The organism is Dehalococcoidia bacterium, from assembly GCA_030018455.1.
Lineage (GTDB): Bacteria > Chloroflexota > Dehalococcoidia > DSTF01 > JALHUB01 > JASEFU01.
The window spans coordinates 314,331-334,558 of record JASEFU010000001.1; the positions used below are offsets into that span (position 1 = coordinate 314,331).

15 protein-coding genes and 2 tRNA genes are annotated in these 20,228 nt (G+C 65.6%); 8 read left to right on the forward strand and 9 right to left on the reverse strand.

Translation table 11 applies throughout. The features are described 5' to 3' along the window. Positions 1-96 precede the first annotated feature (96 nt). From QME71_01540 to QME71_01550, 3 genes are all read right to left on the reverse strand, one after another. On the reverse strand, positions 97-996 hold the full coding sequence (locus QME71_01540) for an ABC transporter permease (GenBank protein ID MDI6856985.1): 900 nt from the start codon (positions 994-996) through the stop codon (positions 97-99). A gap of 11 nt (positions 997-1,007) precedes the next feature. Further along, positions 1,008-1,970 carry an ABC transporter permease gene (locus tag QME71_01545; protein MDI6856986.1) on the reverse strand — a complete coding sequence of 321 codons (963 nt, stop codon included), beginning with the start codon at positions 1,968-1,970 and terminating at the stop codon, positions 1,008-1,010. 70 nt (positions 1,971-2,040) lie between these two features. Continuing rightward, entirely contained in the window at positions 2,041-4,401 is a 2,361-nt protein-coding gene (locus QME71_01550) for a CoA transferase (protein MDI6856987.1), read from the reverse strand. Positions 4,402-4,922: 521 nt separating this feature from the next. On the opposite strand from QME71_01550, the gene QME71_01555 reads away from it, so the two are divergent. The 3 genes from QME71_01555 to QME71_01565 all read left to right on the forward strand — a co-directional run bounded on the left by QME71_01555 (position 4,923) and on the right by QME71_01565 (position 8,398). After that, positions 4,923-4,999, forward strand: a tRNA-Val gene (locus QME71_01555). Between the two features lie 382 nt (positions 5,000-5,381). Next, positions 5,382-7,757 (forward strand): MEDS domain-containing protein, encoded by a 2,376-nt coding sequence (locus tag QME71_01560; GenBank protein MDI6856988.1) that lies wholly within the window; start codon positions 5,382-5,384, stop codon positions 7,755-7,757. Between the two features lie 167 nt (positions 7,758-7,924). Beyond that, positions 7,925-8,398 carry a universal stress protein gene (locus QME71_01565; protein ID MDI6856989.1) on the forward strand — a complete coding sequence of 158 codons (474 nt, stop codon included), beginning with the start codon at positions 7,925-7,927 and terminating at the stop codon, positions 8,396-8,398. A 67-nt stretch (positions 8,399-8,465) separates the two neighbouring features. On the opposite strand, the gene QME71_01570 is transcribed toward QME71_01565, so the two are convergent. The 3 genes from QME71_01570 to QME71_01580 all read right to left on the reverse strand — a co-directional run bounded on the left by QME71_01570 (position 8,466) and on the right by QME71_01580 (position 10,430). Further along, positions 8,466-9,146 (reverse strand): hypothetical protein, encoded by a 681-nt coding sequence (locus tag QME71_01570; GenBank protein ID MDI6856990.1) that lies wholly within the window; start codon positions 9,144-9,146, stop codon positions 8,466-8,468. Between the two features lie 313 nt (positions 9,147-9,459). Beyond that, positions 9,460-9,813, reverse strand: coding sequence for a hypothetical protein (locus QME71_01575; GenBank protein ID MDI6856991.1), 354 nt, complete (start codon positions 9,811-9,813; stop codon positions 9,460-9,462). A gap of 218 nt (positions 9,814-10,031) precedes the next feature. Further along, positions 10,032-10,430 (reverse strand): carboxymuconolactone decarboxylase family protein, encoded by a 399-nt coding sequence (locus tag QME71_01580; protein MDI6856992.1) that lies wholly within the window; start codon positions 10,428-10,430, stop codon positions 10,032-10,034. 241 nt (positions 10,431-10,671) lie between these two features. Between QME71_01580 and QME71_01585 the strand changes: the two genes are divergently transcribed. From QME71_01585 to QME71_01605, 5 genes are all read left to right on the forward strand, one after another. After that, entirely contained in the window at positions 10,672-12,150 is a 1,479-nt protein-coding gene (locus QME71_01585) for a CoA-binding protein (GenBank protein ID MDI6856993.1), read from the forward strand. 67 nt (positions 12,151-12,217) lie between these two features. Continuing rightward, on the forward strand, positions 12,218-12,988 hold the full coding sequence (locus QME71_01590; GenBank protein MDI6856994.1) for a glucose 1-dehydrogenase: 771 nt from the start codon (positions 12,218-12,220) through the stop codon (positions 12,986-12,988). Between the two features lie 66 nt (positions 12,989-13,054). Continuing rightward, positions 13,055-13,131, forward strand: a tRNA-Asp gene (locus tag QME71_01595). Between the two features lie 214 nt (positions 13,132-13,345). Continuing rightward, the gene (locus tag QME71_01600) at positions 13,346-14,920 is read left to right on the forward strand and encodes a carboxylesterase family protein (GenBank protein ID MDI6856995.1); all 1,575 of its coding nucleotides are present in this window, start codon (positions 13,346-13,348) and stop codon (positions 14,918-14,920) included. Positions 14,921-14,956: 36 nt separating this feature from the next. Continuing rightward, positions 14,957-16,501 carry a carboxylesterase/lipase family protein gene (locus tag QME71_01605; protein ID MDI6856996.1) on the forward strand — a complete coding sequence of 515 codons (1,545 nt, stop codon included), beginning with the start codon at positions 14,957-14,959 and terminating at the stop codon, positions 16,499-16,501. A 245-nt stretch (positions 16,502-16,746) separates the two neighbouring features. On the opposite strand, the gene QME71_01610 is transcribed toward QME71_01605, so the two are convergent. From QME71_01610 to QME71_01620, 3 genes are all read right to left on the reverse strand, one after another. After that, positions 16,747-17,274 (reverse strand): ester cyclase, encoded by a 528-nt coding sequence (locus QME71_01610; protein MDI6856997.1) that lies wholly within the window; start codon positions 17,272-17,274, stop codon positions 16,747-16,749. A gap of 354 nt (positions 17,275-17,628) precedes the next feature. Continuing rightward, positions 17,629-18,882 (reverse strand): acyl-CoA dehydrogenase family protein, encoded by a 1,254-nt coding sequence (locus QME71_01615; protein MDI6856998.1) that lies wholly within the window; start codon positions 18,880-18,882, stop codon positions 17,629-17,631. A 104-nt stretch (positions 18,883-18,986) separates the two neighbouring features. Next, positions 18,987-20,189 (reverse strand): ABC transporter substrate-binding protein, encoded by a 1,203-nt coding sequence (locus QME71_01620; GenBank protein MDI6856999.1) that lies wholly within the window; start codon positions 20,187-20,189, stop codon positions 18,987-18,989. Between the last annotated feature and the right edge of the window lie 39 nt (positions 20,190-20,228).

The following is a 20,228-nucleotide window of genomic DNA, read 5'->3' on the forward strand; positions in this document are numbered from 1 at the left end:
ACGCGACGCGCTGTTCCCCCTTCCTCCCCAAGACGCTGCGCCCAAACCGGGCCATCCACCCGGAATCTGTCTTCTCGCGCGTGGCCGGGCCCCAGACTAGCGCATGGAGCCGCGCAGGCGGGGGTCGAAGATGTCGCGCATGGCGTCGCCGAGCATGTTGAAGGAGAGGACGGTGAAGCTGATGGCGGCGCCGGGGAAGGTGGCCATCCAGGGCGCGTGCTCGAAGTAGGCGCGAGCGTCCCCGCTGAGGTCGGCGCCCCAGGAAGGCGTGGGCGGCGGCAGTCCCAGTCCGAGGAAGCTGAGGGCGGCGCTGAGGAGAGCGATAGCGGGGATCATGATGCTTATGATAACGATGAGGGGCGCCACGACCTGGGGAAAGATGTGGCGGAACATGATGCGCGCCTGCGATGCGCCGATCACGCGCGCCGCTTCTACGTAGGCGTTGTTCTTCTCCGATAAGACGGAGCCCCTGATGACCCTCGACGTGCCGGGGATCACGCCGATTGTCAGGGCGATTATCAGCGTCCTCGGCGAAGGGCCGAGAACGGCGGAGATTATAAGCAGGAGGATGAGACCGGGGAACGCCAGCCAGGCGTCGACGATGCGCTGCATCAACGCATCGACAAATCCTCCGAGGTAGCCGGAGACAACGCCGATAACGGTGGCGATCGCGACGCCGAGAAAGACGGAGGTGAGCCCTATCGCCAGCTCGTACCTCGTGGCCTCGATGACTCGGCTCAGGATGTCGCGGCCGAGCCGGTCAGTGCCGAACGGGTGGGCCAGCGTGGGCGAATGGAGGAGGGGAAAGTCCTGGTTGGTCGGGCTGTAGGGCGCGATCCAGGGGGCGAAGACGGCAGTGAACAGGAGAAGCACGACCCCGATAAGTCCCAAGAAGCCCAGCGGGTGGTGGCGCAGCCTGAGAAGAAACCAGACGAGCGCCGACCGCTCCGGGGGCAGGACCTCCCGCGCTTCCAGGGTCTCAGCCTCAACTGCCATGTCTCGCTCCATCACGCGTACCGAATGCGGGGGTCAAACCAGACGTAGGCCACGTCGATGCCGAGGTTGACCAGCGAGTAGACCACCGCCATAAGGATCACAATGGCCTGCACGCCGAGATAGTCGCGGCCCAGGATCGATTCGAGAGTGAAGAGCCCGATGCCGGGAAGGGCGAATATGGACTCGATGATGACGGTCCCGCCCAGCAGGCCGCCGATCTGAAGCCCGATCACGGTGACGACGGGAATCAGGCCGTTCTTGAGGACGTGCCGCCACACTATCGTCGTCTCCCGTAGACCCTTCGACCAGGCGGTGCGGATGTAGTCCTGCCGCAGGACTTCGAGGACGGAGGAGCGGGTGAGACGCATGATGCCGGCCGCTCCCGGGATGCCCATGGCGAGGGCGGGCAGCGCGAACTGCTGCAGGTTCTTCGACGGGTCGTCGAAGAACGACACCCTGCCGAAGGGCGGCGTCCAGTTGAACCAGATGGCGGGGAGTAAGATGAACAAGGTGCCTAGCCAGAAGACAGGGATCGATAAGCCGAAGACGGCAGTTGTCCGCGTTACGTAGTCGAGGATGGTGTTGGGACGGATGCCTGATATTACTCCGGCCGGAATCGCGATCAGCACCATTATGATCATGGTCATGACCATGAGCTGGAAGGTAATGGGCAGGCGCTGCGCGAGTTCGTCGCGGACGGGGGTGCGATGGAAGTAGGACTTGCCGAAGTCGCCTCTGAGGAGTCCCCCTACCCACTCGCCGTACTGTCCGAAGGGGGGCTTCCAGTCAAACAGCGGCTCATCGAGGCCGTACAGGTGGCGGAACTCGGCGAGCGATTCCTCGGTGGCGTTGGTGCCAAGTGCAACCTGAGCGACGTCACCGGGCACCATGCGCATGATGATGAACGTTATGAGCGAGACGCCAATCAACACGGGAACAAGATAGATGAGACGGCGTATGATGTACTGGGTCACCTGCTATACCCCCACCCCAGGGACTCCCGTGTTCTCGCAGCCGCTAACATACTAAATCCCGGCTCTGTGTTCAAGGATCAGCCGCGATATCCGCGCCCGCTATTACGACACGACGCGAAATCAAGTCCTCGATACGGCCTCTATCGATGCCGAACGCGAGGAGGACCTCGCGGCTGTGCTGTCCGAGGAGCGGCGCCGGCCGCTCGAGCCGCATGCGGTGACGCTTCCACTTGACGATACGCCCGGTCTGACGGACAGGCCCGTTCACGGGATGCTCCGTCTCCCACCAGAGGTCGTTTGCCTTCAGGTGCCCGTCGTCGAAAAGGTCGCCGATGGCCAGGCAGGGCGCGGAGGGCACGCCGGCGGCGACCAGGTCTTTGACAGCCTCCTGCCGACAACGCATCGAGAAGAACCGCTCCAGCCCGGCCGCGACCTCGCCATGCAGGGGCGCGTCCAGCAGATTACGCGCGTTATGTCCAGTTCCGGCGGGAAGGGCTGCTCCCGCCTGCATGCCGAGAGCTTCGGCCTGGGCCTCCGTGCTGACGGCGAGGAAGAGCCATCCGTCCGAGCACTGATAGGCGCGGTAGACGGCGGAGACGCCGAGGAGGTCGGGGCCGCCCGGAGGGTCGGCGGGCCTGCCCTCGTAGCGGATGAACTCGCCTGCCTGCGCCGCCATCGCCGCCGCCGCGAGCGACGTTTCGATGAGCTGTCCGCGTCCCGTTCGCTCCCTGGCGTACAGGGCGGCGGCCACCCCATAGGCCGCCACGAGCGCGCCGACGAAATCGCACACGGCGATCTGGTGGTAAACAGGCTCCTCTCCCTCGCCTCCCTGCGCCCGCATGAGGCCGGAGCGCGCCTGCAGGAGCGGGTCGAAGCCGGGGCGGCCGGCCATCGGCCCCGAGGAGCCAAAGGGGGTGCTGGAGCAGCAGATGATGCGCGGGTTTATCGCGCTCAGCGTCTCGTAGTCGATGCCGAGCCGCTTGAGGACGCCGGCGCGGAAGTTGTCGGTGACCACGTCGGCCTTCCGCACGAGGTCGTAGAAGAGCGCCTTCCCCTCGTCGCTCTTCAGATCGAGCGCGAGCCCGCGCTTCCCGCGGTTCACGCCCAGGAAGCCGAGGCCGAAGACGCGCCAGGGATCGCCATCCGGAGATTCGATCTTGATGACGTTCGCGCCCAGGTCGGAGAGGAGCATCGCGTTGTACGGTCCGGCGTAGATGGTGCCGAGGTCGAGCACGGTGACGCCCTCCAGAGGCGCGGCGCCGTCGCGCGATGGGGACGCGGACATGGGAAGCGCTCCGGGCGCGTGGGAGGCGAGCGCATCGAGCACCTCCCTCGTATGCTGGCCGAGAAGAGGCGCGGGCCCGCGGATGGCGCTGCCCTCCATTCTGAGGGGGACGCCGATCTGTACCGTCGGGCCCACTTCGGGGTCGACTATCTCCGCGCGCATGCCGTTATGGATGGTCTGCGGGTCGTTCAGGAAGTCGTCGCGGGTGGCGACAGGCGCGACCGGCACGTCGGCCGCCTCCAGCAGATCGAGCCAGTGCCGGCGCGGCCTGGAGGCGAAAATGGACTCGATGCGGGATGACAGTTCCTGACGGTCTTCGGGAACGGGGATGCCGACAGGCGCGCCCTCGAAGCGGGGGTCGGCCAGGTATTCTTCGAGACCGGCCGCAAGGGCGAACTTCGCCCAGAAGGGCGGGGTAAGAGCGCCGAGCATGAGCCATTCGCCGTCGGCCGCCCGGTAGACGCGATAGGTTGGGAAGGGCCCTCTCGGGTCGCCGCGGCCGGCGAGACGCATGATCTCGATAGCTCCCAGCGGCAGGACGTAGGAGCTGGTCTGAAGGGCAAAGGCGCCGCCGAGGCCGGAGACTTCGATGTAGTCGCCGCGGCCGCTGCGGTAACGGTCGAAGAGGGTGGCGGCGATGGCTCCGGCGGCGAGTATGCCTGCGGCGTAGGAAGCGATCGGCGTCACAAGGTAGACGGGGTTGTCGCGGTACGACCACTGGGCGCCGGAGATGCCGCTGACGGCGGCGAGAAGGGCGTCGTCGGGCGGGAGGTCTGCCCAGGGGCCGCGCGACCCGTAGAGGGGCATGGCGCAGTACACGAGCGACGGGTTGGCGGCAGAGAGACGCCGGTAGTCGATGCCGAGGGGCCGCGTCTGTTTGGGCAAGAGGTCTATGATGACCGCGTCGGCGGTGGCGGCGAGCTGTCGGGCGAGGCGTCGGTCTGCGCGCTCCGTCAGGTCGAGGACGATGCCGCGCTTGCTGCGGTTGAGCACGTGGAAGGCGGGCCTGCCGCGGGCGCGGTCTCCGGCGGGCGGCTCGACCTTGACGACGTCGGCACCCTGCTCGGCGAGGAGCATGCCGGCGTAGGGCCCGGCGGTGCCCTGGCTGAAGTCGATTACGCGGATGCCTTCGAGAGCGCCTGCCATGTCGCGATACGGGAGTGAGCCGTGTCGGGGCGGGAAGCCGGGGGCCGCCCACAGCGCAATGATATCGCAGGCGGGCTGTAATGGGGAAACGGGCCGACGGCGGGAAGGGCTGTCGCGGAATAGAAGACGCCGCCCGGCGAGCCGCGCGGCGTCTTCGCTCTTCCCAGGGCCGGTCGACGCGAACCGGTCCCTTTTCCTCAGGCCAGGTGGGCGGGTAAAGGCAGAGCGGGCCGTCCTTTCAGCTCAGATGAGGCGGTGAAGCGGGCAGGCGGCGACGAGGGCCGCGCGATCGCGGAGACAGGAGGGAAGATCCCGAAGAGCGACAGCGCCACCATCTGTCGCGGCTCCCCCTTAGCCAGGCCACAAGAAGGCCGAAAGACGGGACGATTATACACGGGGGATAGTTAACGTGCTAGGGGTTGGGGCGCCTTTTTTCGGGATTTCGTGGAAGCACGGGGCTGTTCGTTGACGGGTGGGGCGCGCTTAGGCTACCATTGCAAATGGCCGCTTGGGAAGTATCGGGGCGATTAGCTCAGCTGGTCAGAGCGTCTGTTTTACACACAGAAGGTCGCAGGTTCGAGTCCTGCATCGCCCACCAAGTCCATCCTCCGCAAGCCCACGTTCGGGGTTGCTCATAACAAAGGCCCTCCAGCGAGGATCGGAGCCAGCCCGCCCGTCGGGGTATCTCCTATCACCCTGGTGGCAAGGGCACGTACAGCCACCGCCAGTCCGATTTGTCAGCGGCGAGTCGAGCAGCCGCCCGACGGGCCCCAGCGTCGGCGCATCTGAAATTTGACGGTTCGCGCAGGGCACGAGCATAATTGAATAGTCACAGTTTTGAAATGACATTTTGCGCGGGCGTGCTATGACAACTTCGGACGGCGTTCCCACTCAAGCCGCCGCAGCCCGAAGCGCCGGGCGCCCCCCGCCGCTAATCGCCCCGCCCTGTTGCCGCGGGTCCCGCTAGCGAAAGCAGGAACATGACTACACAGGTCCCCCGGCGGACAGGCATCGACGTCATCGGCGACGTCCCATGGGGCACGCACTTCTGCCAGTTCTACGAGACGACGCAGGACCTGATCGATACACTTGTCCCCTACTTCAAGGCGGGACTGGAAGACAACGAGTTCTGCATGTGGGTCACCTCGCCACCGCTTGCCGCTAAGGAGGCAGAGGCGGCGCTGCGGCAGGCCGTTCCCGATCTCGACCGCTATCTCGAGCGCGGGCAGATCGAAATCATCCCTTATACCGACTGGTACGTCGTGAACGGCGGCTTCGATTCGCAGCGCGTGCTCGATGGCTGGGTGGCGAAGGTGGAGGACGCGCAGGCGAGGGGCTTCGCCGGACTGCGCCTGAGCGGAAACACCTTCTGGCTGGAGAAACAGGACTGGAAGGACTTCGCTGCCTACGAGGAAGAGGTGAACAACGTCATCGGCAACTACAACTTGATGGCGATCTGCACCTATTCCCTCGAGAAGTGCGGCGCTACGGAGATCGTCGACGTCATCAGCACGCACCAGTTCGCCCTCATCAAGCGCGAGGGCCGCTGGGAGACGATCGAGAGCGCGGAGCGGCGAAAGCTCGCGGAGGAGCGCAACCACGTCCGCGCCGCGCTCAAGGAGACGGAGGAGCGATACTCGCTGCTCTTCGAGCACCTCAACGAGGGCTTCGCGCTGCACGAGATGCTCTACGACGCGGAAGGAAGACCGGTCGACTACCGGTTTCTCGCCGTTAACCCCGCCTTCGAGCAATTGACCGGTCTCAAGCGCGACGACGTCGTGGGTCGGACGGTGCGAGAGGTCATTCCCGGCGTCGAGCAGTCCTGGATCGACGCCTACGGGGAGGTTGCGCGAACGGGGGAGCCCAGGCGCCTGGAAGGGTTCGCGGCGCCGCTCGGCCGCTACTACGACGCGCTCGCCTTCAGCCCGGCAAAGGACCAGTTCGCCGTCCTGTTTCTCGACGTCACCGAGCGCAAGCGGTGGGAAGAGGAGATCAAGAGTGTTGCCCGCTTCCCGGCCGAGAACCCGAGCCCGGTCTTGCGCGTTGACAAGGAGGGGATCCTCCTTTACGCCAACCCGGCCAGCGAGGCCCTGTCCCCTGTCCTGAGGCTGGTTGTCGGAGAGCCGGCCCCGGCAATCCTGCGCAGCATCGCCGAAAAGGCGCTCTCGCAGGGGCTGGACATCACCATCAATATCGAGGCCGGAGATAAAGTGTGGTCGTTCTCCGTGGCGCCTATCGTCGAAGCCGGCTACGCCAACTTGTACGGACGGGACATCACCGAACGCAGACGAGTGGCGGAGGAGCTGCGCCAGCGCGAAGCGGACCTGAAGCGCGCGCAGGCCGTAGGACACGTCGGGAGCTGGCGCCTGGACGTGCGGCGCAACGTGCTTGAATGGTCCGACGAGGCCTACCGGATGTTCGGAGTGCCGCCCGGGACGCCGCTGACGTACGAGACCTTCCTGGGCCTTGTTCATCCCGAGGACAGGGAAGCGGTAGACCAAGCGTGGCAGGCGGCGCTAAAGGGCGAGCCGTACGATATCGACCACCGCATCGTCACAGAGAGCGGCATCAAGTGGGTGCGAGAGGTAGCGGAGCTGGAGTTCGATTCCGAAGGTATGCTGCGCGGCGGCTTCGGGACGTGCCAGGACATCACGGAGCGCAAGCGCACGGAGGAGGAACTGAGGCGGGCGAACGCCGTCAAGGACGACTTCGTCGGCATGGTATCGCATGAGATGCGGACGCCGCTTACGGCGATCCTTGGCGTGGCTTCGCTGCTGCTGGGCCCGACGCCGCTGCCGGAGGAAGACCGCCGCGAGCTCATGGAGGAGGTGCGCGCAGGCGCCGAGCGGCTGAGCAAGATCATCGATAACCTGCTGTCGCTGGCGCGCGCCGATACCCGCAGGCCCGATTTCTCGCCCGTCGAGGTGAGCGCCATCGTCGAGGAGCTGGTGGACCAGCACTGCGCGCGGCACGCGCACCGGCAGGTCCGCAAGCGCGTCGACGGCGGCGCCGTGGTGGTGGGAACGAGGGAGTACGTCCTCCACATTCTATCGAACCTTCTGGAGAACGCTGAAAAGTACACGCCTCGCGATCAGCCGATCGATATCGATGTGCGACGCGACGGGGGCGAGGTGGTCGTGCGTGTGCTCGACCGCGGGATCGGGCTGGAGCCGCAAGAGATGCAGGAGGTATTCGCCCCGTTCTACCGGTCGTCTCGGGGGCGCGCCATGTCGTCGGGCATCGGCATCGGCCTGACCGTTTGCAAGCGGCTGGTCGAGGGCATGGGCGGGCGCATATGGGCGGCGCCGCGGGACGGCGGCGGAAGCGAGTTCGGCTTTACGCTCCCCTCCGCCTGAACATCTCGGCTCCCTCTTTTTTCTTCGCTTTCCTTTCTCTTGCCGGTCAATTGGCTGCCGCTCGCGCCCACGGTCGAACATAGGGATTATCCCTAATAACGACGGGATAGGGGTCGCCGATTATGCCGGTGGAAGAGCACATTCTTAAGCCGAGGTTCCCGCGCGGAATGAAGATACTGGTGCCACTCGACAAGTCGCCGCTGGACGCCGCCGTCCTGCCTTACGTGAGCAACCTGGGGAGACGTTTGAGGGCGTCGCTGGCGCTCCTGCATGTCGTCACCCCAATTCGCTCGCTACTGCCGGGCGCTATCAGGGAGGCGCAGTCCTATGTGCAGATCGTGGCCGACGAGCTGCGCGAGAAGGGGGTCAACGCCGACCCATATTACGCGCACGGCGAGTCGGCAGACATGATCCTCGAAGTGGCCGCTGAGATGGAAGCGGACATGATAGTGATGGCGACACACGGCCGGCGCGGGATGGGAAAGCTGGTGCTCGGCAGTGTCGCCGAGGTGGTCGTGAGCGCTGCCACCGTGCCCGTGCTGCTGCTACGCGTGCCTGAAGATAACCACAACCAGCATAATCACAACCACAACCACAACCACGCCCGCAACGGGCGCTCGATCTGGTCAAGGAGCGCGTAAGCCGGCCAGGCCCGCGTCTCACCTTCTCAGGACCCTGCCGCAAGCAGCGACGAGGCGACACGTCGCCTCAAGGCAGGTCACCCACTTTGCGCATAGACTCGCCGATGTCCCGCATCTCGTCCTCACTCACACCGTACCCTTCGATGTAGTGCAGCGGGACTGCGCCGGCGTTGAGCGGAGGAGGCTGGGCGACCAGGGCCGTGAACGGCCCGTGCGGCGCCCCAGACCGCGAGCGGAAGAGCCTGGCGTCGAAATCACCGTAGCCGGCCTCGCCCACCAGTTCGCCTTCGCTGCGCGTCAGCGCCGTTGCGGCGGCGAGCCCCAGAGTCAGGCTCTGCACGAAGTAGATGCGCGAGCCGGTAGCAGGATTGACGATACGAATCTCCAGCGGGTCCGGGCCGCCCACCAGCTCGCGCTCGTAGCCGGGAGGAAGATAGGTGGGGCAATAGACGTCCCAAGCGACCGCACCGTCGATATCGCGAAGCTCGGCGGTGAGACCGGCGGCGCAGCCAACTGCTCCGGCGGCGGGCGAATCCGCGTCGCCGTTCTCCGGGAGGGCGTCGGGAAGCGTGGGGGTACCGGCAACTGGCGACATCGTGCCGAGCGCGGCGGGCGTCGTTGCCGCCGGTCGGGGGCTCGACGTCGCGGAAGCGGGAACAGCCGGCGTCCCGTCCTCCTCGCCGCAGGAAAGGAAGGTAACACCAAGCAGAAGCACTGCAAGACCCAAACCGAGATTCTGCAGGCGCATATCACACCTCCCCTGGTATGCCTCGAGCGAAAAACGGTTCGGTGTCGGGATTCTACGCTATGCAGAGGGATTCAGGCAAACGGTGTAGGGTTCCGGAGATGTGAGACAGAAGGGATGTGAATTACGTCAGGCCTGGGTCGCGGCGGCTGCATCACCGGCGGGCCAGGGGCGGCCCCCGAGCGCCGGCGGAGGAAAGCGAACATGGAGGGAGACGCAACTCGTTCCAGCGCTGCGTCTCCCCCCGTCGGACGTGTCGATGCTTTTCACGTCATTGACTGGTCAGTGCGCACAGACCTCCTTGCCCCGGCCGACGCTAGGACGGCCGCCGGCGCATCCACATGGCGACGGCGCCCAGACCGACGCCGGCCGCGGCGAGAGCAGCGGCAGCGTACAAGGTGGCGCCGCCGTCGCTACCGGAGCCGGTTCCGGTGGTAGGCGCTCCCGGGCTAGGCGTGGGCGCGACGAGAGTCGGGACCGCGGTGGCTGTCGCCTGCGGCGACGGGGTCACCTGCGGCGTGCCGGTCACTCCAGGCGTCACCGTTTCGCCCTCAGGCGTAACCGTCTGGTCTTGAGGCGTGGGCGATTGAGCGCCGACCCCTGACTGGAGGGCGAGGCCGACCAGCAGGGCCAGCGCTACACTTGCGACGAACAGTGATATCGCTCTCATGTTGGTGCTCACCTCCGTTGAGGGATTAGGAGAAGGTGTCTCTCGTGGAAGGCAGCCTCCTCTTCTGCCTCCAACGCCCACTATATTTGCCCTTTCCTAAACCGTGGGTAACGCTCCCAAATGAGGCGCTAACAAAATGATGTACAGGGTAAGGATCGCAGACTTCGCAGCCCGAGGCGCTGAACCGACCGCTGTGCCAGCGCCCAGCGGTCAATCGATTACGCGGCCCGTTTCTCCTCCATGCGGCGGATGTGCTCGACGATGCGGTCTATCTCCGACTTGAACTCGTCGAAGTCCTGCTGCAGCCCCTCGAGATAAGTGATCCACCCGGTGGTGTGCTTCGCGTAGTGGAGGGCCTCCTCTATCTCCTCGTCGCTTGCCCCCGCCAGTCTGGCGAAGACCGTGTTGGCGTAGACGCAATACCGGCAGCCCTGCGCCGCGGCGATCCCGAGGCCGATAAGGGAGCGGTACTTGAGAGGAATGCGGCCCTTTTCCATCTCCATGCGCTTGAACAACTGCCACTCGGACGCAAGCGTGTCGTCGGGCAGCATCTTCATGAAGCCCGGCACCAGGCCGCACACCTCTTCAACCTCTCTGTATACTTCATCGCGTGTCATCCGCTGCCTCCCACAGAATTACATGCCATCTAGGAATTGTCGCATGATGGGGCGCGACGCTATGTGAATGGAATTACGTTTGGCCCGAAAACCCGGCGCAGTCGGCTCCCGACAGGGATAGCATCTCATCAATCATGCGCCGCTTGCGTGCAGCAACGCCCTCCGTTTCCCCTCAAACCCGCCTTTTCTTATACTGACGGCGATATCCCATCGCACTTTCGACACCTGACGGATGCGACCCATGCGGGCCCTCACCAGCGACGTGAACGAACACCGACTCAGACAACTCGATGTCCTTTTTCATCCCCGCAGCATCGCCGTCCTGGGGGCTTCCGCCAGCCTGCAGAAGTTCGGCAGCCGCTTCCTGCAGGCCCTTATCGACTTCGGTTTCAAGGGCAAGATCTACCCCGTCAACTCTTCGGGCGAAGACGTCGGCGGGCTGAAGGCCTACCGGAGCGTGCTGGAGATACCGGGCGAGGTCGATTGCGCCGACATCATGGTGCCCGCGCGCTACGTTCCGCAGGCGCTTGAGGAATGTCTGGCGAAGGGGGTGAAAGGAGCGCAGATCTTCAGTTCCGGCTTCGCGGAGACGGGCGAGGAGCCGGGGCGTGAACTGGAGCGCAGCTTGAAGGCGCTGAGCGCGAAGGGCATCCGTATCATCGGCCCCAACTGCTTCGGCGTGTACTGTCCCGCCAGCGGCCAGACACTCCTCCCCGGCGGGCAGTTCCCGAAAGAAAGCGGCCCGGTTGCGTTCCTCACGCAGAGCGGGGGCCATGCCGTCGAGTTCGCGCGCCAGGCCGACGGCCGCGGCATCCGCTTCAGCAAGATCGTTTCCTACGGGAACGCCTGCGACGTGAACGAGGCCGATTTGCTGGAATACATGCTGCACGATCCGGAGACGAAGATAATCACGATGTACCTCGAAGGGCCGCGCGACGGCGCCCGCTTCTTCCGTTTGCTGCGCGAAATGTCGACGAGCAAGCCGGTGCTGATCTGGAAGGCGGGGCTGACGCCCGCGGGCAGCCGGGCCGTGCATTCGCACACGGGATCACTGGGCGGCGAGGCGGCAGTGTGGGACGCGGTGTTCAAGCAGACGGCGGCGGTAAGCGTCTCAAACCTTGAGGAGATGGGAGACACGGTCGAAGCGTTCCTCAGCCTGCCGCCGAACACGGGGCGGCGCATCGGCATGGTGAGCGGCGGCGGAGCGATAGGCGTGGCTGCCGCCGACGCGTGCTCTAAGGTGGGCCTGGAGATGGAGCCTCTGCCGCCGGACGTCCAGGAGGAGCTGCGGCGCGTGCTCCCGCCCGCTGGCACGGCGACGCGCAACCCGGTCGACATCGGGGCGCCGCTGGTCCACCCGCCCCTCTTTCACCGGGTGCTCGAGATTGTCGCCGGCGTCGATTCCGTGGACACGGTCATCGCTACCCAGGCGTTGTTCTACGTGTTCCGGGCGAACGGGCCGTTGCTGGCGGGCCGGGACGCGGTCGACGCGCTGATGCGGTCACCGGTGGACGTGCGCGACCGCTTCGGGAAGCCTGTAATCGTCATCCTTCCCATCGGCGGCGAAGAGGTGGAAGCGATAGATGCCGAGAGGCAGCGACGGGAAGCGCGCGACGCCTACCGGCGAAACGGCATCTTCTCGATGACCACGCTGGAGCGGGCGACGCGCGCTATCGCGAACGTTGTGAAATACTACGAGCGGGGCGGCGCGCCGCTTTGAGCCGTCCCGCCATCTCGTACGGGCCAGGCGCGCGAAGGCGCCAACGGCAGGGAAAGGAACAGGAGCAATGACAGAAGTAAACGTATCGTTCGATCTGAGCGGGAGGGTCGCCGTGGTGACGGGCGGCTCCCGCGGCATCGGGCGGGCGATAGCCCTGGGGCTGGCGCAGTACGGGGCCGACGTCGTGGTGGCGAGCCGGAAGCAGGAAGACCTCGACGTCGTCGCCGGCGAGATACGGCAGCTCGGCCGGAAGGCGTCCGCCATCGCGACGCACATGCGGAACACGGAAGATATCGACCGTCTTGTGGAGAAGACGCTGGAGGAGTACGGGAAGATCGATATCCTGGTCAACAACGCCGGGACCAACCCCTACTTCGGGCCGATCATGGATCTCGAGGAGCGCACGTGGGACCAGATAATGACGGTGAACCTGAAAGGGTACTTCTTGCTGGCGCGCGCCGTTGCGCGGGGGATGATAGAGCGCGGGTCGGGCAACATCATCAACGTCTCGTCAACGGGCGGCAGGCGGGCGTCGCCGGGCCTCGGCTGCTACTCGATAAGCAAGGCGGGCGTGATCATGCTGACGCAGGTCCTGGCGCAGGAGCTGGGTCCGCACGGCATCCGTGTGAACGCCATCGCGCCCGGCATCGTGCAGACGCGTTTCGCGGAGGCGCTCTGGGGCAACGAGGAGATACTGGCGCGCACCGTGCAGACAACCCCGCTGCGGCGGATCGCGCAGGCGGAAGAGATGGCCGGCGTCTGTGTCTGGCTGGCCTCCGACGCGTCGAGCTACGTCACCGGCCAGACGATAGTGCTTGACGGCGGGTCGTCGGCGTAAGGGAGAAGACCGCGCTCATTGACAAGGGAAGCGCGGACGCCTACAATTTGATTGGTCTGCAAGAGCGGCCCCGTGGTGTAGCGGACTAACATGCCACCCTGTCACGGTGGAGATCGGGGGTTCGAATCCCCTCGGGGTCGCCAACCGCATCAGTCGCCTTTCGCGTTCCGCCGAAAACCGTTCGCTCGCGGGTTGCCCTTCCATCGCGTCGCCGCGTCGCCCCAACAGACCCCGCCGTCCCTTCTCCCTGCGCCGTTGACAAGCAGCGCCGCGCTGACCTATCTTCTGGCCGGAGCCGGACACCCCGAAGAGGCGGCCCGCACCACGGGCTCGCCTTGAACCGAAAGGAGCTTCGACGTGCGCGGCAACAGGAAGTCCACAGGCCGGGCGTTTTCTCTTCTCATTCTTGTCTTCGCGTTAGGGCTGCTGGCGGCCCTCTCTTGTGAGGATGAGGAAAAGACATCGCTCGAGGAAACGGTGGCGGAAACGCCAGCGACTGCCGAAAGCGATCTCCTCGTCGACCCCATCAAGCTTGACACGGGCTACATCTCGGGCACGACTATCGGCGAGCCGGGCAACGAGGTGCGCATATATCGCGGCGTGCCCTATGCCGCTCCGCCCGTCGGCGAACTGCGCTGGAAGCCGCCGCAGCCGGTCGAGCCCTGGCCGGGGATCCTTGAATGCACCGTCTTCAGGGATTCCGCCGTCCAACCGGAGGTCGGATTCGCGCCGGGGCCGAAGAGCGAGGACAGCCTCTACCTCAACGTCCTGACGCCGGCGAAGAAGACCGACGAGCGCCTGCCGGTGATGGTCTGGTTCCACGGCGGCGGCTACAGCATCGGCTCAGGCAATCAGCCGCCGTACACCTGGCCCGACCTTCCCCAGCACGGCGCCGTCCTCGTGAGCGTGAATCACCGCCTGGGGCCGATCGGCCTGCTGGCGCTCCCCGCGCTCTCCGCTGAGTCGCCGAACGGCGTCTCCGGCAACTACATGTTCCTCGACCTCATCGCCTCGCTGAAGTGGGTGCAAACGAACATCGCCGCCTTCGGGGGCGACCCCGACAACGTCACGATCTTCGGCGAGTCGGGCGGCGCGGGCAAGGTCGACGCGCTGGTCGCCTCGCCGCTCGCCGCGGGGCTGTTCCACCGCGCCATCTACGAGAGCGGCGGCAACATCGAGCGCCCCGGCTACCGGCGCATCCTCACCCTGGACGAGGCGGAGGCGCTGGGGGAGCGTCTTGTCGCCAAGCTCGGAGTTCCCGCGGACGATCTCGCCGCACTGCGCGCCGTCCCCGCCGAGAAGATAGTGGAGGCGGGACTGGCGCTCGCGCGCGAGGCCGACGCCGCCGGCAGAGGGTACGCGTCGTCTGTGGACATCCTGAATGTCGACGGCTGGTTCATGCCCGAGAAGCCGGCCGACATATTCGCGCAAGGCAAGCAGAACAACGTCCCCATGCTCCTGTGCGCGAACATCGGCGAGCTGATAGCGGAGAAGAGCTTCCTCGTCGCGCCCCAGATGCTCAGAGGGTACGTGGAGCGCCTGGAATCGATGGACAGGCTCGGCAACAATGGCTACGCGGCCATATTCACCCAGGTCCCGAGCAACTGGAAGGAAGACGGCGTTCTCGCCAACCACGGGCTCGAAGTGCCTTACGTCTTCGGCGCCCTCGAGGTGCTGAAGACCCAGGTGTGGTTCGACATCTTCGAACGGCCCTCCGGCGCCGTGCAAGTAGACCCGGGCCTGACCGCGGATGACGAGAAGCTTGCGGACGCGATGATGACGATATGGGTGCAGTTCGCGCGGACGGGAAACCCGAGCGTGGAGGGGCTGATCGACTGGCCGGCGTGGGACCCCGAGAGCGACCAGTACCTCGATATCTCATGGCCGTTGCAGGTGAAGACGGGCTACTCGCTGATCGTGCCTGAGGAGTAGGCGGGGCATATTCGAAGGAAAACAAAGGAGCGGGACATGGAGCCGGAAGTCAGAACGAGCAAGGGCCGCCTCAGGGGCGTGGTCAAAGACGGAATTATTGTCTTCCGCGGCATACCGTTCGCCGCGCCGCCGGTGGGCAACCTCCGGTTCCGCGCGCCGCAGCCGCCCGAGCGATGGGACGGCGTTCGGGACGCCACGCAGTTCGGCCCCATCGCGCCGCAGACCCCAAACGAGTTGCTGGACTCCCTCTTCGGGCGAGAGCCGCCACAGCCGATGGACGAGGACTGCCTCTACCTGAACGTCTGGACGCCGGGGCTCGACGATGCGCGGCGGCCGGTGATGGTGTGGATCCACGGCGGCGGCTTCACGATCGGCGCCGGGTCGCAGCCCGTGTACAACGGGACGGCGTTCGCTTCGCGCGGTGCCGTGTTGGTATCGATAAACTACCGGTTGGGGGCGCTCGGCTTCCTGCGTGTCGAAGGTGCGCCCGGCGAGCCCGTCGCGAACTTCGGGATGCTCGACCAGGTCGCCGCCCTCAGGTGGGTGCGCGACGAGATAGCCGCGTTCGGGGGCGACCCCGAGAACGTGACCATATTCGGCGAGTCGGCGGGCGGAATGAGCGTCGGTTGCCTGATGGCGTCGCCGTTGGCCCGCGGCCTCTTCCACAAGGCGATCCTGCAAAGCGGCGCCGCGCACACGGCGCTCACCCTGAAGCAGGCGGATGAGAACGCTAAGGACGTTCTCTGGGCGCTGGGCGCGAAGCGCGGCGACGTTGAAACGCTCCGCTCATTCCCCGCATCGGAGATACTCGCGGCGCAGGCTTCCGTCGAGACGGCGGACCGCGAGCGGCTGGCCGGCGGCGAGTACACGGGGCTGCGCTATCAGCCGGTGGTCGACGGGCATTTCCTGGAAGGCATGCCCATCGACGCAATCGCGGCCGGCAACGCCAGAGACGTGGCCGTCCTCATCGGCGTGAACAAAGACGAATGGAAGCTGTTCGCGGCCGCGTCGCCGAACGCGAGGCTGATGCGCGAGGACTCGGCCATGCGCCGGCTGGCTCGCCTCTGCGGCGACGACGAAGCGCGCGCCCAGGCAATGCTGCGGACTTATCGAGAGGCGCGCGAGAGCCGCGGCGAGGCGACGGAGCCGTTCGACCTCTTCTCCGCCGCCATGACGGACTGGATGTTCCGCATCCCCGCCGACCGGCTGGCGGAGGCGCAGAGCGCCCATCAGAAAAAGGTATTCGCCTACCGCTTCGACTGGCCGTCGCCGTTCGGGGAAGGTCTGCTCGGGGCGTGTCATGCGCTGGAGATCCCGTTTGTGTTCGGCGTCCACCACATGGCGCCGATGCTCGTGGGCAGCGGACCGAAGGCCGACGCGCTGGCGAAGGCGATGGGCGACGCGTGGACCGCCTTCGCGCGGAACGGCGACCCGAGCACAGACGATCTGCCCTGGCCCCCCTTCGAGCCGACGCGGCGCCGGACGCTGGTGTTCGACGGCGAGCGGCGTGTCGAGGAGCTGCCGCAGGAGCGCGAGCGCTGCTGCTGGGACGGACTCGTCCCGCGTTCGGTCGTCGCCTGAAGGGACCGGGGCCGTAAACGCCGAGCGCAAAGACTGTTGCCGCCTCCCCACGATCGAGATCGGCTGCGACTGCAACATCTGACCCAGCGACGGCCGGATAGGAGTCAAGGACCGGGTGCGCGCGCCGCAGGGTTCCGACATCTCGAGGACGCAACTTACCGCCCCGACCGGGTGAGTAGAAGGCTCCGCGGAGGGGGCAAGAAGACGCCCGGCAACAGGCCGGGCACAATGCCGCAACGAGGCGCTTACTCGCCGTAGCCGATGTTGTCCTCGTCAGGCGGAAATTCGGGCGGCGCGACGATGTCGCGAGGGGGAGTCACGGAAGGCCGTGCGGCGGCTTCTGGGCTGAGGCGAAACTTAAGCTGTCGCGTAACCGAGCGGACGCTGTAGTAGACGGCGGCCCGTTCGATCTGTCCGTCTCTCAGGACAAACATGGTGGACCCTTCGACCCGGAACGTCCTGCCGGTCGCCGGCAATCCCCAGAGCGCTCCGGTCTGGGTGCCGCTTATCGTCCAGCGGCACAGGGCGCGATCGCCGTCAGAAGCGGGCTCCGAGGTGAGGGTAAGGGCCAAATCGGGGACGGCGTAGAAGAAGTCGGAGAGGGTGCGCTCGATCTCATCGCGTCCCAGGAAGACCTTTCCCTCGCCGAAGTCACCGTAGGAGCCGTCTTCACGAAAGAGGGCGGCGAGCCTGGGAGCGTCGTGGCTGTTCCAGCCGGACACGTATTCGATAACGACCCCGCGCGCTACGGCTTCCCGGACTTCGCCCTTCATCTCCGTCCCGTCTTTCTTCTTCGGGCTGGTCTGTCATCTTCAGCGTAAAGGGGCAATGTTCCGGGGCGATTACGCGGCGGTTAAGTTTGTGTTACGGGGAGTTGTGAGGGCTAAATTGAAGAAGCCGCTTGCTTGCGGCCGGACGCCGCTTCAGCAGAAAGACGCCGCGAGGCTGGCGGCCGGACGTTGCTTCAGCGGAGCAGCAGCGACGTCGCTTCTCGGCAGGCTGCGGGATTCATCCCCTGCCCGCCGGCAGGCAGGCGCAGAACCGCGCCACAGACACGGCCGGACGCCGCTTCAGCTATCCGCTTGTCCGTTTCCCGTCCGTCGACAGGTCGCGCTCAGCAGCCGGCCTCACACAAACGAATCGATCAGCGTACGCGCGGCGGCCAGCGCCAGCACGTCGTTCGCCCCGTCCTCGATCATCGACGCCCGGGCGTCGCGGAATAGCTTCTCGATGAGAAACTCCTTCGACAACCCGTACCCGCCGAAGAGCTGCACCGCATCGCTCGCCACCTCAAACGCCACCTGCGTGGCGTAGACCTTGGAGGCCACGCCGTACCGCGATAGCGGGGGCACGGTGACCGAGTTGTAGACCGCGACGGCGCGCGAGAGCTGCCTGGCCGACTCCACCTTTATGAACATGTCGAAGAGCTTGCGTTGCACAAGCTGGTGCTCGCAGAGGCACTTCCCGCCTTGCACGCGCTGCTTCGTATAGTTCATGGCCTCTTCGAACGCGGCCCGCGCGACGCCGGTGAAACATGCGCCCATGCCGCCGTTGGCCGTCGCCAGGATCAAGTCACCGGCAAGCGGGTAGAGCTCGGGCGGCACGAAGACGAAGTGACTCGGGATACGCACGTCATCGAAGAAGACTTCTCCCTGGTTGAGCGCCCGCTGCCCGATCTTGTTTAGCGGCTTGCCCTTGGAGACCCCCGGCAGGTCGAGCGGGACAAGGCCGATGGCCGTCGAAACCGGCCCCGCCTGGTGGTCGACGGCGAAGTGCACCATCGCGTGGGTCGCAATGGTCCCGTTGGAGACCCAGGCCGACTTGCCGCCGCTGATAATCCAGTCATCTCCGTCACGGCGGCCGCGGGTATCGAGTGAGACGGCGGGGTTGTTAGCGTACTCAGGGAGGCTGGCGACTGCCGTATCGGAGCCGTGCTGGGGTTCGGTGATAGCCCAGCAGCCGACGTACTTTGCCTCCCTGTCCTTCACGTATGGCATGACGATGTCGTCCATCAGTTGCTTGTTGCCCGTCATCTGCGCCGCCATGTATGCCATCGTGAAGGGCATGCCGCAGGCGCCGAGGCCGATGGCGAAGTCGGCCGAGCCCCATCCCATCTCCTCGCCAATGATTTGCGCATCGAGACCGGATAGATTGGCGCCGCCCAGCTCCTCGGGGAAACCAGCGAGGTGTCGTTCGAGCTCGTAGTACTTCTTGAAAACGCCCCAGAATAAATCGCTCTTAATCACGTCCTCCGGGTCGGCCAGCTTATCGAGTTCGATGCTGGCGGGTCGCGTCACCTCGGCGGCGAAGCGGTGCGTCTGTTCCTTCAGCGCCGCTTGGGTAGGGGTCAGAGCTGGGTTCAGGTCTAGGTAGGTGGTCATGTCGCTCCTCCCAATCTGTGAAATCGGTGCCGTGCTGGAATGATGGCAAAAGGCTGAGTTGAGCGCAACGGCCAAGAGGGAGAGAAGAGTGTCCGACGGTCGCGCTAGTCTACCGTGGACTCGAAGGTCACGGGCTCGCCGAAGGCGACCCACTTGCCGTTTTCGACGCGGTTGTACATTTCGGCCTCGATCGGCCTGTGGTCGGTTGGGCTCATGTTGATCGGGCCGATGGGTTCGCAGGTGGAACACCAGAAATCGCGGACGGACTCCGCTGCGTCGAGGAAGGACTCACGCGAGAGGTCGCGACCGGCTTTCTCCAGCACGTGGACTGTGAGTTCGCCGATGAAGCTGCCGTAGAGGCTGAAGTTGCTGGGGGGTTCGCCGCGGCCGTACTTCTCCATTATCTCGATGTGCTTCTTCACGCCCGGGTGGTCGGTCTGATAGATCTGTGGCCCGAAGACAACGCTTATCACGCCCTCCGCATTCTCCGGGCCGGCGAGGGCAATGAAGATGTCGCTGCAATCGACGCCGGTCACGATGATGGGGACGTCCCAGTTCAAGACCTCGCGGGCGGTCCTGACGAGGCTGGCGCCCTGCACAGGCATCGTATATGCCGCGATCACATCCACCCCGGCGTTCTTCAAGCGTTGCGTCTGCGCGGAGACGTCGGCCTCGATCGCCTCGTAGGTCTCGATGGCGGTTATCTGCACGTTGCTGCCTTTAAGCCCTTCCCGCAGCCCGCGTTCGCCCTCGTCTCCGAACTCATCGTTTTGGAGCAGGAACCCGACCTTCTTGCCGTCGTAGTTCTTCGCGATGTACTGCCCGAGGATGGTGCCCTCCGACACGTAATCGGGGTTGCCGCCGAAGCGCGTCCTAACAACCGGCTCCGTCCACTTGCGCAGGCCGGTTGAGAGGAACATGTCGGGGACGCCGCGCTCCTCCAGGTACTTCCAGACGGCATTGTGCGTTGCCTCGCCGAGGCCGCCGACCATGGCGAAGACCTTGTCCTGCTCGACAAGCTTGCGCACGACCTCGAGCGTGTCGGGCGGGTTGTAGTGGTCATCGCCGATGAGCAGGGTGAGCTTGCGGCCGTGGACGCCGCCCTGGGTATCGTTTATGTAGTCGAAGTAGGCGCGGATACCGAAGGCGATGGGGGCGTAGGCTGAGGCGGGGTTCTGGCTGAGGGGCATGTGGGTGCCGAATTTGACTTCGGTATCGGTGACGCCGGGCGTCTCGCCGGAGGGCGGCGTCTTGCCGTCTTCGCCGCAGGCGACTGCGAAGACGGCGGCAAGAAGCGCCGCTGTCAAGAGCGGCCGCCTCAACCGTGCGGCAACTGCCGCCCACTT

Bases quoted from the DNA above. Each gene is read 5' to 3' on its own strand.
- QME71_01540 (MDI6856985.1), bottom strand. From the start codon at position 996: ATGGCAGTTGAGGCTGAGACCCTGGAAGCGCGGGAGGTCCTGCCCCCG.
- QME71_01550 (MDI6856987.1), bottom strand. From the start codon at position 4,401: ATGGCAGGCGCTCTCGAAGGCATCCGCGTAATCGACTTCAGCCAGGGC.
- QME71_01560 (MDI6856988.1), top strand. From the start codon at position 5,382: ATGACTACACAGGTCCCCCGGCGGACAGGCATCGACGTCATCGGCGAC.
- QME71_01565 (MDI6856989.1), top strand. From the start codon at position 7,925: ATGAAGATACTGGTGCCACTCGACAAGTCGCCGCTGGACGCCGCCGTC.
- QME71_01570 (MDI6856990.1), bottom strand. From the start codon at position 9,146: ATGCGCCTGCAGAATCTCGGTTTGGGTCTTGCAGTGCTTCTGCTTGGT.
- QME71_01575 (MDI6856991.1), bottom strand. From the start codon at position 9,813: ATGAGAGCGATATCACTGTTCGTCGCAAGTGTAGCGCTGGCCCTGCTG.
- QME71_01580 (MDI6856992.1), bottom strand. From the start codon at position 10,430: ATGACACGCGATGAAGTATACAGAGAGGTTGAAGAGGTGTGCGGCCTG.
- QME71_01585 (MDI6856993.1), top strand. From the start codon at position 10,672: ATGCGGGCCCTCACCAGCGACGTGAACGAACACCGACTCAGACAACTC.
- QME71_01590 (MDI6856994.1), top strand. From the start codon at position 12,218: ATGACAGAAGTAAACGTATCGTTCGATCTGAGCGGGAGGGTCGCCGTG.
- QME71_01605 (MDI6856996.1), top strand. From the start codon at position 14,957: ATGGAGCCGGAAGTCAGAACGAGCAAGGGCCGCCTCAGGGGCGTGGTC.
- QME71_01610 (MDI6856997.1), bottom strand. From the start codon at position 17,274: ATGAAGGGCGAAGTCCGGGAAGCCGTAGCGCGCGGGGTCGTTATCGAA.
- QME71_01615 (MDI6856998.1), bottom strand. From the start codon at position 18,882: ATGACCACCTACCTAGACCTGAACCCAGCTCTGACCCCTACCCAAGCG.